The sequence below is a fragment of the Ginsengibacter hankyongi genome (genome assembly GCF_008710285.1).
In the GTDB taxonomy this organism is placed as follows: domain Bacteria; phylum Bacteroidota; class Bacteroidia; order Chitinophagales; family Chitinophagaceae; genus Ginsengibacter; species Ginsengibacter hankyongi.
This window is the reverse complement of the sequence record NZ_VYQF01000006.1, coordinates 1-12,819: the sequence shown is the minus strand read 5'-3', so window position 1 is coordinate 12,819 and position 12,819 is coordinate 1. Positions and strand designations below refer to the sequence as shown.

The following is a 12,819-nucleotide window of genomic DNA, read 5'->3' as shown; positions in this document are numbered from 1 at the left end:
TTAGCTGATAGCCGCTTAAATGCAGATTGTTCTTCCGTCATTCATCATTGGAGCAGGCTTTAATTATTCCAGTTACTTAAAAATTCAAAACATGATGCAAAGAAAAATATAGGAATAGCAAATAAGTAAATATGCAAAACGTCTTTTAAACTGGATTGATCTATTTGGTATTTGAATAATTTTCGACCTTTATTTAGCTTATAAGTTTTAATACCAAGTGCAAGCCCTGAGCCTATCGTTAATGAATATGGTATCCATTCTAAAATAAGTACAATAATATAATACAAAGCCGTTTTTGGTTTTATTAATCTGCTTTGATGCTTCATGTCAACTGAAATAATTCCACCAATCCAACCTTGATATGCAGTGGTAAAGAATGGAAAAATTACTCCAAGCCCCAAAAATGATTGCGTAATTGAACCGATAAACAGATTTCCACTAAAGTCAATTAAAGCTGCTTTAAACCTGTTGCCCTTATGATAGTTAATTGATGCATTGTCATTGGTGTTGGCATTGCCAACTATCTTGTCTGCGTAAGACAAAGCAAATGAATTACCAGAATGTACCATAATAATTCCAGTCAAACAGGAAACACAATAAATAATAAAAATCGTAAGAATCCATCTTTTACAATGACTTATAGATAATAGAATGGCATTAAAAAGATTTGTCATTTAATTGGAGTTTTATCAACTGGCACGACACTCCCAATTTATACAAGTTCTTAATTTCCATATACCAATCGTTTCGTTTTTTGTATTGTTTAGGTGAGTCAATGCAACTACCAGTCTAAAGTAAACGTTTTATTTAGCTCAACAAAACGTATGGCTATTTGTCAATCTTTCTTTTTATATGTGAACAGATGATGATAGGTATTCATAAGCCGTACCCTTTGGGTATGAAAAGATAAAATATATAGGTCAGTGTATAACATCCTTATTCTCTTTTATTATACTTTTCTGTACATTTCATGTTATTTGAGTTTGAATAAATACACTTTTATCATCAATCTTTTTAATAATCATTTTTAGTATAATCAGCTATTGTTTTAATAATTATTGAAGTTAATATTAACCTCAAAGTGAATTAAAGAAACATGCGAAAAGGTCAATTGTTTAAATGGCCGGAAACTGTTATGGTTCAGAACTCTTGCGGGGCTAATATTAGCGCCAAAATTCATTTCAATTTTATAAATCTGCTTTGCCAAAATATTATGCGAGCCCTTTATAATTATCTTTCCCCAGGAACCGCTTTACATAGGAACCAAATGGGTAAGCCCTTCACAATTCAATTAATTTTGAGTAATTCCAATTTAAGGTTACGTTGAATAGTAAACGGTATTTCGGTCTGGCTATTTTTATAATCTTTGTCACAATTTATTTTCAACTTTAGGTTTAATGTATTATTCATTGTAGCGCTTAAAAGCTTGCCATCACTTCTTTGGTTTATAGAGTTTATGTAAAATATTTCTCTCCCATATTGGACATTAAATTTTTGATTGCCTGTTGGCTGTACCATTTGAAAATTATTGATTATGCCGTCAATAACAGGGGTTTTCATGTCATCCAGCAAGTATGGAAAGCATATTACTTGTGGAGGTAAAAAATCAACTTCAGTCATCACTGTTATTTTTGTAACACCTGTCATTTTTAATTTGATAGAAAAACAGTCATCTCCTTTAAGTATGAAGTCGCCATTTGAAAAGTCTGCTTTCACTAAATCTTTTTTTGAAATAGAATCTCCTGCTGACTTTAGTTCGGTCGTTCCCATTTGGGGGCTTATTGCAACAAAAAAAGTATTAAAATCTTGTATCGGTTCGGTCATTGCAGGGATTTCAATTTTAGGCAAATCGAGCTTCCCATTTTTCTGAAGTGAAATATGATATGGTTTAACTAATATTGCTTTTTCTTTTTGGTCAATGGTATCTTTTTGTGAAAATACCTTTTTGCTTACCCAGTGAATTTCGTCAAAATACACTCCATTACTATCCCGTCCAACGCTTAATTTACAAATTGAAACAATAGTTGATTCCCATTTGCCATTATGGTATTCTATACAGGTTAATTTGTACTGATAAGAATCCCCTAATTTGTATTTTCTGTCCAGTAAGTTCCCTTGTGCAAATACAAATGACGAAAAAGTAAGTAGTAAAAGCGCAATAAAGCCCTTAATCATCATTTGTTATATTTTTAAATTCTCGATTTGCCCCTGGGTTGCCCATCAATGATTGGACTGGCTGATATGCTGGCACCCTATTCGTTTAGCCGGCAACGCTAGCCCACCCGATAGTTATCGGGTTGAAAAACTGTTGATGAAGATATATACAAATACTCTATTTTAGAACAGCCTTCAATCTTTAAAAGCCAAAGCTCTTATAGTTTGGCCGGCCTTGTCCTCCGTAGCTCAGGGCGAAAAGTAGAGACACACTGTGTGGAGGTAAGTTTCTTAAGTAGAGAGGGTGCTAAGAGGAAAGGCTAGTTTCGTTTTGTTAGCCTACTAAGTAAATTAAGGGCGACCACGATTGAAATATGGTATCTAAATGTTGAGTGCTGTTCATCATCACGACTCGTTAAAAATAATATTCATGGTCTCCTTTTAGATGCTGAATTATCTTCTGTTCTTCGCTGGCCCGTAGTTCAATGCGTCTTATTTTTCCGCTGATCGTTTTAGGAAGCTCTGTTACAAATTCAATAATGCGGGGAGTCTTATAAGCCGCCAGATTCTTTTTAGCGAATGCAAAAATTTCTTTAGCAATTTGTTCATCCGGAGCATAGCCTGCACTCAAAACAATAAATGCTTTTACCACAAATCCTTTTACGGCATGCCTGCTCCCAACCACTGCAGATTCCACCACACATTCATGTTCAAGCAAAACACTTTCCACTTCAAAAGGACCTACCCGGTAATCAGAAGACTTAATAACATCATCATCCCTGCCAACGAACCAGATGTACCCATCCTCATCTTTATATGCTTTATCACCCGTGTAATACAAATTATGCCTGAACACTTCTTTCTTTTTATCCGGTTCGCCAAAGTATTCCGTAAATAATCCATTGGTTCTGCCGGTATTGGTTTTCACTGTAATGTCGCCTTCACCATTCGGCGGTAATTCATTTCCATCTTCATCAGCGATAACGATATCATACAGGAAAGTTGGTTTCCCCATGGATCCGTATTTTAATTGCTCGCCCGGTAAATTTGCAACGAGCAAGGTGCTTTCTGTTTGTCCGTATCCATCGCGAATCGTGAGGCCAGTGCCTTTCTTCCAAACTTCAATGATCTCGGGGTTTAATGGTTCACCGGCAGCCGCACACTCCCGTATGCTTAAGGAATAGGATTTAAGATCTTCGAGTATGAGCATGCGTAATGCAGTAGGAGGCGCACAAAATGTCGTGATTTTATGCTTTTCAAGCATGGACAGTTGTTCACTCGCACTAAAACGCCCTGGTTGATAAAAAGCAAAAATAGTGGCCCCAACATTCCAGGGCGCAAAAAAAACTGCTCCATGCAAATTTTGCCCAGCCCGGCTGTGAGATATTGTAATGCACATCGCCCTGCCTTATACCAATCCATGAAGCCGTGGTCAAATGTCCTATTGGATAACTAATATGTGTATGTGTTACCACCTTTGGCATACCCGTAGTGCCGGATGTAAAGAATAAAAACAACGGATCATCGGCATTTGTATCAAGTACAATTACTAATAATAAGCCGAAAAGTGTTACTCAAACAACTTGAATAAAAAAGGGGCAGATATTAATCCACCCCTTCCGATCCGATATCCATGAGATTATACTTATAGGTCATAAATCATGCCAGTACCGCAGGTTTATCGAATTGTTGAAAACTTTTAAGAAACATCCCGGTCTATTTAAATCTTATACCAAAGGTAACTGTGACGGTTAGACGAAAATATATCGGCAACATAACTAAACGGTCAGATTAACACCTGGTTTTTTATTCTTCAATATTAATTTTTAGGTAAGTAAACGTCGAGTAGTTCATTCTCGCTGAAAGGATTGAATTTTGTTCTGATGTTGTGTTCTTTGGAATAATAAACTTCAACATACAAATCCTCTATTTTGTAAAGTAAAATATGGTGCTCTGTGTCTTGCCTGTCGGCCTTTTATCCAATGCCTCGACAGCGTCTTTGTCTTCCGGCTTGAGCTTCACATTGGCATTTTTCATCCTGTCAGTTAAGGCCAGGCCTTTACCATTATTAAAATGGAATTCAATGATCGTAGAGTTATGATCGTTTTCTTTATCAAAAACAAAAACATCTCCCGTAAGCATTAGGTGCATCCCTAACAAAGAGCCATCCTTAAATTCAAATCTCATCTCTTTTCCTGACCTGTAGATCGATTTCAGCGTTTTACCTTGTACGTTAGTTATAATATCTTGCGGTTTATCTTTTAATTTGTTACCGTTAACTACTTTTACTTTCACCACTTTTTTCCCCGCAAAAATTGAATTCAAATTAGCGGAGAATACATCTATATCGGGTAATTCGGACATTTTATAACACTAATATGTAAACAATATCTTGTAGCGTTCTGTAAATTTATTCGTCTGAAAGTGGATTGTTTGTGAATAAAACACTCAACGTTTTCAAACTTCAATCTTATTTTTGGTCTGGTTCTATTTTGGAACGGCCGACGCAAGGAGCTCCTGGATTTTATTCAGGAGCTTTTTTATGCCGACACATTTATCTCAGCTTGTAAATCTCGCCAACCTTCATCTTCCTTTATAGGGCCTTACAACATTTCTCGGGATTAAACTATCACAAATCATTTTCATTCATAAACTTGCATATAGCTTGCATACGTTTATTATTTTTTGATGTCCACTTTTCTTCCTGTGCTTTAGTAAATTTTGCGGCTTCGGTGGGGTCGATCGCAACTTTAAGGATAGCCTTAGTCATTCCCGAATTATCTATTCTTTCAGCTATGACAATTATTACTCCTGAAACGTCTATTGTAACATACTTATCGGTCATAATATATTAGTTGATGATTCTTTTTTTTACGGCTTTACTTTTTTAAGAACTCTCATATTAATTCGGGTAACCCAGGCCATTCATAAAATTCATTCTTTTCTTTGTCATCAGGGCGTGATTTAGGACTTCTGATTGTATACACCGTATGATATTGTAATTCTTCCGTAGGCATCTCGAAATTTAAAATATCCTTATATTCTTCAAGTGTTAAATCATCCTTTAACCATTTTCGGGTAAGCTCAGGCGTTAGATACAAAGGCATTCTCCATTTGTTATCGCCTCCGTTATGTATTAATCGCATGACGCTGTTTGCCTCCCTCGTAATAAGGGTATAAGTCCATCTTTTTATTAGCTCCCCTGTTGACTTATCGGGCAATTCCACCACAGAATATAATCCCGGTATAAAAAAAGTATCCTGGTGTTTAAGTCCGATGATATATGGAACCTTCTTTTGCCATCCTTCTATTTCCCGGTGTTCATACATCGCATTCATAGGTATCAAACAGCGTCTGTTCCTAATTTTATACCAATAACTTTTAGTATCCTCCAATATTCTTTCGCTTCTGGCATTTAGCATAGTAGCACGTTGTTTCTTAAAGGTATCTTCATCCTTTACATAAAATGGAATACATCCCCATTCCATAGCTTTGCAGTGAATACGATTATCTTCTTTATTATAATAGATTATAGGATGTTTTCCATAACCATGCCCCATTATGTGAACGGCACCTTGAAAATTAATTTCCAACTGGTCATCGAAAACCAAATCCGGAAAGTAATCTGATAGCTCACGAACATTAATTGTAAAACTTATATCGTAACACATTATTTAATTTCTTTGATTTTAATCATATCAAGTATTTCGCAAATATGCGCAAATCAACAAATATTCATATTTTTTCTATTTCCTCAAATTTAATTCTTAATTTTTGCGTGCGCCATTTCAGAATTAAAAACAGCTCTCCGAACGTTACTTCAAACTGGGTTTTTACTTCTTCATCCGTAGCAATTCGCCAGGACGTTTTGGTCATTAAAAATTGGCGAATTTTAGGTTTATACGATGCCTCTAATCTTTTTTTTAAATCAGCGGAACTTTTTAAAATTCCCCAAAACAGGTCGTATTTATTTCCCGTCATCATCTCCTCAATCTTGGCCAGATGTTTACGGTTTTTTAAATTTATAATTGCCGCATACTTATCACTCCTTACCGCATTGTAGTGCATGGTGGCTGGTCCCAAATCCTTATAATCAGTTAATAATAATTGTACTTCTTTTCTTTCCTTAAAATGATCAACCCGGTGATAAGTTTGCGTAACAATATAAATACATCCTAAATCAATAAGTTGTTTTAAATGAATTTTTTCGAATGGAACGAAAGGCTGTAGCATATTTTAAATTCTCACCTTTAATATCTGGTTAATGTCAGTTGTGTATTTGCTGCTCAGATGGCCGGCTCGTAACTTGTATCGTCGTTCGAAACGCTGAACTGCCATCCTCACAGTATCTTTACCCATAGACTTGTTTACCAGGTCAACGGTCTTTGAAAGTATCTTATCCCTGGAGCGATGCACACCATCAAACATATTTGCCTGTACCGAGTTTTCCGGCATTATATTTAATACCATTACTCCACACTTCATGTAAAGGTATTCATCAGGGCGAAAGATAATATCAAGTCCTTTGAGGGCATAGCCGATAATTTCCTTTGTAAGATTGGTTGGAGTGGAACACCGGATGGTAATGGCATGATGCAACTGTTTATGTTCGACCTTATGTGGATTGGTACCAATAAAAACATTTATTTCTGTACACACGGAACTTTGAGTTCTTAGTTTTAATGCGCATGTTGCGGCGTGGTTGCTTACCGCTTCCTTTATGAGTGAATAGTCATTGGTTAATTTTCCAAACGATCTGCTGGTACAGATGTTTTTTTTTGATTTAGCATCATATTCCCACTCAATAGAAGGTATTCCGTTTAGTTCATTTAGCATTCTCAGGCCAACTACGCTCATGTTTTGTCGCATCCAATCTGCTGGTATATGGGTTACATCTTTGGCAGTGTGAAAACCATTTTTTTTTAATAATAAAGCATATTGATGCCCGACGCCCCAAATGTCCCCAACTTCAGTATATTCCAGCATTTCATTTTTCAGCTGCTCATTGGCAGCGTAAAAAACTCCAACAGATTTATATTTTTTCTTTGCATAACGGTTAGCCATCTTGGCCAATGTTTTCGTGGGAGCAATGCCGACGCATACTGGAATTCCTATGTTCTGCAGAACTGTTTTGCGAATGTTAATTCCGAGTTGAAGAAGATCGGTGTTGTATAAGTCGCTTAGATCCAGAAAAGACTCATCAATGCTATACACCTCCATCCTGGGAGCAAATGCAGCGAGTGTTTTTATCACCCTATCGCTGAGATCACCGTACAAGGTATAATTACTGCTAAAAACCTTTACATCGTTTTTTTTGAAGGAAGGTTCACTCATGTATGCAGGCGTACCCATTGCAATACCGAGTGCTTTCGCTTCATCGCTTCTCGAAATTACGCATCCATCGTTGTTGCTTAATACAACGACAGGCCTTCCATTGAGATGTGGCTGAAACAAGCGTTCACAGCTTGCATAGAAATTATTACAGTCCACTAATGCATACATGATTTTATTTCATTCGGAGTTATCAGTATTGTTGTTACGACGCCAAAGACCTGCATGTCCATTTCTTCGGTGATTTCTATATCCTTAAACGTAGAATTGGCAGGGCAAAGCCAGCATTTAAAATCGTTCTTCTTTAAATATTTAACCGTGAATTCTCCATTTATGGAGGCTAAAACGATATCTCCATTTTTAGGTGTAATTGATCTGTCCACAATCAATTTCGCTCTTGGCGGTATAAAGGCATTGATCATCGACAATCCTTCCGATTCGCATATAAAAGTGGACAGGGGATGTTTTATTAATACTTCATTAAGGTCGATACGCTTTTCCATATAATCCATAGCCGGTGAAGGAAAGCCTGTGGGCACCTTACCTTCGAAAATTAATATTGAACTTTTTGAGATGACTTGTTCAGGTTGCATCATGAATTATTTTAGGTGTTGGTACATTTTTTAGTTTTATTTTGCTAAATTAATTAGTTTTTTTAAATTTGAGATAAAATTATATTTCATGAAACAAAAGATATTTGAGCCAGGTTACAAGCCCTTTAAAGAGCCGGTAACTATTAAATGCGTAGTTAATGGTAAGAAAATGCTCGCGGAGATTTTAGGCGAAACAAAGAATCCTGTTCAATATGGCCTTATGATAACGTTTTCTAATGGTGTGAGTTTTGAGGCTATCACAAGCGAAGATGATGGCGGTTGGGTTGTTAGCGAAGAGAGATATGGGCCCTACCTACTTGCGATGCAGAATGAACTGAAAAGCTTTTTAGCAGTAATGCATGAGGACTGGTATAAGTTCGAAATTACACATGGTGAGAGGAATATGTTGGTATGGGTAGCCTATCGCGAAGGAGATGATTATCCGTACTCTATACATTTTGATGGTGATTACCAGTTTAATTTAAAGGAGGGCAAACCTAATTGGGAATCCATTTCTGTACGGATGATAGACCCTGCACCGATTGACCGGGAGATTGTTCATAAAGTTGTGCATGAATGCAAAAAAGAATTTATTTGTAACCGGAAATTTAAATGACAATGGACACACCTCTCATCAATCTTCCGGGGTACAGGGTAAACGAATATAAAATTATTCTAACCCCACACGACGACCTTGCCCGAAAGATAATGGCTGTCCAAAAGGATTTTATAGAAAAGTACAAGATAGAATATAAGTCAGTCTATCTCCCGCAACTGATCCTTGTTACCTTTAAGCAAATACAGGCATTTGAAGAAAGGATCATAAACCGATTGAGGATTGTCGCAATGGCTTTCCATCCTATAAAAATTGAACTAAAAGATTTTGGCAGCTTTCCTTCGCATACTATATTCATAAATGTTACAAGCAGGAATGAAATAATAGAACTGGTGAGAAAGATTAGAGAAGATAGTCAACGCCTGATGAAATTTGATGCTGACAATAAACCGCATTTTATCACTGACGCCCATATTACCATAGCAAGAAAACTTAAGCCCTGGCAATACGAAAAGGGATGGGTTGAATACAGTCACATTCATTTCACTGGAAAGTTTATTGCAAATAGAATGATACTATTGAGAAAGAAGGAAGGTGAAAATAAATTTAAACCAATTGAAAGTTTTGATTTTCAGAATTTGCCCGTTGATATAAAACAGGGTGAATTATTCTAACCACCTTGACTGTAAAGACGAGGAGAACTCATATGCAAGAAAATAAGGGCGTAATTCTTTACATTCAAAAGAACTGCAGAAGTTTTTTGATAATGTTAAGGGAGTAATGCTTATTCCAAAAGGAAGTAAACTAGAACTTTGGGTCACCCTATACTTTGCCTGGTCTTGATAGAGAAACGTTTGTCAGCATTAAGGATTATGGAATAAAAAAAATTACCGTTGATCTTCTTAATGATAAATACCCGATGCTTTCCATAAAAACACATCACAACAGCACAATTGTCGGACTATCTATTAATGATTTGGATACCGGTTTAACCTTCAAATTTCCGGATCAACCTACCGCAACACCATTGCTTAAATTTGTGGAGGCCACAAATCATGATGATAAAATACCTGTCATGTGAGGGTCTTTAATTGCGACTATATGGTGTTTGATGAGGATGAAAAGAATAATGGCCTGCTTGTTTATGTTTTGAGTAAAGAAGGCAATTGTTAGGGTTAAAAGAAAGGTTGGAAAATAAATGTGAGCAATATAAGAGCCAGCTCAATGATCTACTGACACTTGCTCTCTAACAATCATGGAAATTTAAATAATATTAGTTTCTGAGCTTTCAATACGTTCTGTTTCCCTTTTGAGAATGACCTTACGCACTCTTTCTAATTATCAGGTCCATCAATCCCGGGGTATCCATCATCCGTTCAATTTCTGTTTGAATAATCTCTTCCACATCTTTTTTAATCTGAAGAAAATTGTTCAAAACATCACCTGTATTAATGCCTGAAATTACAGGTAATTCCTTATACCTTTCTTGTTCTTTCGATAAGCCCTCATGATCATTAATAACCTCGGCACAAAAAGCTTTTAGCTCAATTTTCTCATCAGGATTATCAGCAACCATTCCAACAAATTCACCACTTGAAAGTGATGAGATTTTATTGATCGGAATGGCAAGATCCAGTTGCTTTGATTTTGTAATGGATGTATCGGTTCGATTAATCGCAATGCTCTGCCTGTCCTGTAAAATCTTCCCAAACTTTTCTGAAAGTTGTTTGGCAGTTTCACCGCTAACCTGGCCGCTGATGATATTCCCAACAATATTCATAATAACATCTGCCTGTTCTTTTCCATAATGAAGTTTTAACTGGCTTGCGTCCTGCACAGCTAAAGTCGTCGCAACTTTATTGGAACGGGCGGTGGCGATAAGGTTATCCATTCCATTAAAATAGATCGTCGGAAATTCATCGAAAATTAAAGAACTCTTGTTGCAGTTCTTTTTATTCATCACCCTCGTGATAGCAGTAATGTAAAGCGATAAAACAGCCCCATAAGTTAAAGTCTTTTGTGGATTGTTACCCATGCAAACTATTTTGGGTTGTATGGGATTATTTATATCAAGAGAAAAATCATTTCCGGAAAGGATATAATATAATTTTTCAGAAGATAATTTGCTTAAGCTAATCTTCGCGCTCGCGATCTGTCCTTCCAATTGTTCCTTTGCTTCATTGAGGTAAGCAGTTACAAAAGGGTTAACCAAAACTTCAATCTGCGGTTCTGCTCTTAATATGGAAAATAATTTATCATAGGATACTTGCGCAAGTTCAATCACGTGCGGAAGCGTACAATATTTTCCATTTTTATATTTTCGCAAAAACCAGATTAAAGCCGTAACAAAATTGATGGGTGATTCGACAAAAAAATCGCCGCTCTTCTTTATCCATTCCCGGTTCAAGCCAAGCATTATAGTTCTTGAAGATTCCGCTGCATCGGTAATGTCATTCATTGTTGAAGGGTCTAGCGGATTGCAACGGCTTGAACGGTTCAGGTCATCAAAATTTATAACGTAGAATTTCGGCTCTACCTTATAGTTCTTTTTATTTTTCAAATATTGATTATAGGTAATCTTACTTAAGTCATCATACTTAAAGTCATAAACGAACATGCTGAACCCTTTTTGAACATGTTGTTTAATTATGTGCTGAATAATAAAATAAGATTTGCCACTGCCAGGCGAACCCATTACCAGTAGTCCGCGAAAGGGATTGATAATATTGATCCAGCTTTTACGCAATTTCCCTTTTAGGTTATACGTGGCCGGTAGATTGATGGAATATTCATTGTGCAACAATCTTTCTTCCTGCGGGAATGTTTCATTGAGAGAATTGAAGACACCGTTATTTAGCCTGGTGTTAATGATCCGAGACAACAGACTTCCACCGGTAAGAATAAAAATAAATCCTAGTGCGGTTACCGTAATGTAAGATTCAGCGATGATAAAAATGTTAACCTTAAAGAGCATAATTGTATAACTAAAATAGTATAGCAATAATCCGATTATGATATAATAGAATGCTTTCTTAAAACTGATTTTCTCATCTCTTTTCCCCCTTACTCCAATCAGGGAGATAATAAGCATGCCCAATGCAATCAGCTTTGACTTATTGAAGTTGCTGAATAAACCTGTTCTGTAAATATTTTGTAATAGCCGGTCCGTTGTATCCAACCGAAAGTCCCATGCTTTAAATGCGGCATAACAGTAATAATAAATATGGAGAAGCAACAGCGCAATGCTAATCATTCTCGTCATGTCAAGGATCTTCCTTAAGCCCTGTTCATTTTCCCCGGTTTGCATTTTATATAATTTTATGGTGATTTTCTTTTTTTCTTTTTTTGTTTTCTAAGGTGATAAGGAACATAATTAAATGTTTCTTCAGGGGAAAGGACTGCATCAAGTGCACTTAGCAAATTCTTTTTCAACTCAGGTTGCCTGTCGATCTCAGTGTGCATATTGCCGCTTTTTGAAGTTGAGATTTTGAATTCCGCAGATAACTCCTGTTTAGGAATTAATTGCTCGATTCCGCATGTAGCGAGAATGGATTTGGCGCTGTATTCTTTCCCGATATCGCTGCCATTAAAAACACATTTTGTTTTATGGTCAATATAAGTGAGGCCGTAAATGATGCCATCAGTATTCTGCCGGACAACGAGATTTATTTTTTCTTTTTCAAGCGCTTCTTTAAATGCCTCTAAATTTTTCGGAGGCCTTAACATAATCCAGTCAAGGGTGGTCTTTAAACTCTTTTTATGACCTTGTTTCAACACTTCATTTTCTTTAAATTTTGTTTCGAGGTAGGAGAGGGTAGGCTTATTGTAGACAGAACTCGCTTTAATGGGAACTCCAATCTTATTTCCCTTCTCATCGAGTATCCTGTAAATAAGCCCATTTTTTTTGAAAATAATTCCACCTTCTTTTCCGCGGTCAGCCACCAGGTTATATATTTTAAGAATTGCATTTAGTTCTGCGAGAGAAGCGTATCTATATTTCGGGAGCACAGCATCAAGTACATTGGTAATTCCTCTTTTTGTTGGAGATTTTCCGTAAGTCAAACGACGCAAATCCAATGTCGTGATTTCTTCTGATTTTTCTTTCTTCTGGTCTTCGGGTTTTATAAGTTTAAAGGCAATTTCAATTTCCTTTCTTGCCTTTGCAGATTGATTTTTTCCGATGTT

General features: G+C 36.4%; 13 protein-coding genes and 1 pseudogene. 2 read left to right on the top strand and 12 right to left on the bottom strand.

The genetic code is table 11. The features are described from left to right. Positions 1 to 59: 59 nt before the first annotated feature. From FW778_RS17030 to FW778_RS16990, 10 genes and pseudogenes are all read right to left on the bottom strand, one after another. Entirely contained in the window at positions 60 to 674 is a 615-nt protein-coding gene (locus FW778_RS17030; protein ID WP_150416028.1) for a hypothetical protein, read from the bottom strand. Positions 675 to 1,287: 613 nt separating this feature from the next. Further along, the gene (locus FW778_RS17025; protein WP_150416027.1) at positions 1,288 to 2,178 is read right to left on the bottom strand and encodes a hypothetical protein; all 891 of its coding nucleotides are present in this window, start codon (positions 2,176 to 2,178) and stop codon (positions 1,288 to 1,290) included. Positions 2,179 to 2,569: 391 nt separating this feature from the next. Further along, positions 2,570 to 2,884, bottom strand: a complete 315-nt coding sequence (locus FW778_RS23770) for an AMP-binding enzyme (protein ID WP_394349803.1) — start codon at positions 2,882 to 2,884, stop codon at positions 2,570 to 2,572. Positions 2,885 to 3,130: 246 nt separating this feature from the next. Further along, positions 3,131 to 3,638, bottom strand: a pseudogene (locus FW778_RS23765) (AMP-binding protein); the annotation flags it as partial. 442 nt (positions 3,639 to 4,080) lie between these two features. After that, positions 4,081 to 4,518 carry a DNA-formamidopyrimidine glycosylase family protein gene (locus FW778_RS17015; protein ID WP_150416026.1) on the bottom strand — a complete coding sequence of 146 codons (438 nt, stop codon included), beginning with the start codon at positions 4,516 to 4,518 and terminating at the stop codon, positions 4,081 to 4,083. 265 nt (positions 4,519 to 4,783) lie between these two features. Next, positions 4,784 to 4,999: a hypothetical protein gene (locus FW778_RS17010; RefSeq protein ID WP_150416025.1), complete on the bottom strand. Its 216-nt coding sequence runs from the start codon at positions 4,997 to 4,999 to the stop codon at positions 4,784 to 4,786. 52 nt (positions 5,000 to 5,051) lie between these two features. After that, positions 5,052 to 5,825: an SOS response-associated peptidase gene (locus tag FW778_RS17005; protein WP_150416024.1), complete on the bottom strand. Its 774-nt coding sequence runs from the start codon at positions 5,823 to 5,825 to the stop codon at positions 5,052 to 5,054. Between the two features lie 64 nt (positions 5,826 to 5,889). After that, entirely contained in the window at positions 5,890 to 6,387 is a 498-nt protein-coding gene (locus FW778_RS17000) for a hypothetical protein (protein ID WP_150416023.1), read from the bottom strand. A gap of 3 nt (positions 6,388 to 6,390) precedes the next feature. Next, on the bottom strand, positions 6,391 to 7,656 hold the full coding sequence (locus FW778_RS16995; protein WP_150416022.1) for a Y-family DNA polymerase: 1,266 nt from the start codon (positions 7,654 to 7,656) through the stop codon (positions 6,391 to 6,393). Next, a complete protein-coding gene (locus tag FW778_RS16990; protein ID WP_202552320.1) occupies positions 7,644 to 8,081 on the bottom strand; it encodes a LexA family protein in 438 nt (145 codons plus the stop codon). The genes FW778_RS16995 and FW778_RS16990 overlap by 13 nt, the downstream gene beginning before the upstream one ends. Before the next feature lie 85 nt (positions 8,082 to 8,166). On the opposite strand from FW778_RS16990, the gene FW778_RS16985 reads away from it, so the two are divergent. Next, positions 8,167 to 8,694, top strand: a complete 528-nt coding sequence (locus FW778_RS16985; RefSeq protein WP_150416021.1) for a hypothetical protein — start codon at positions 8,167 to 8,169, stop codon at positions 8,692 to 8,694. Between the two features lie 2 nt (positions 8,695 to 8,696). Next, complete coding sequence (locus FW778_RS16980; RefSeq protein ID WP_150416020.1) at positions 8,697 to 9,308, top strand: 2'-5' RNA ligase family protein; 612 nt, start codon at positions 8,697 to 8,699, stop codon at positions 9,306 to 9,308. A gap of 647 nt (positions 9,309 to 9,955) precedes the next feature. Here FW778_RS16980 and mobC read toward each other — a convergent pair. Beyond that, positions 9,956 to 11,941 (bottom strand): conjugal transfer protein MobC, encoded by a 1,986-nt coding sequence (mobC, locus tag FW778_RS16975; RefSeq protein WP_150416019.1) that lies wholly within the window; start codon positions 11,939 to 11,941, stop codon positions 9,956 to 9,958. Between the two features lie 11 nt (positions 11,942 to 11,952). Next, on the bottom strand, positions 11,953 to 12,819 hold an 867-nt coding region (locus FW778_RS23230), incomplete at its 5' end, for a relaxase (RefSeq protein ID WP_202552319.1).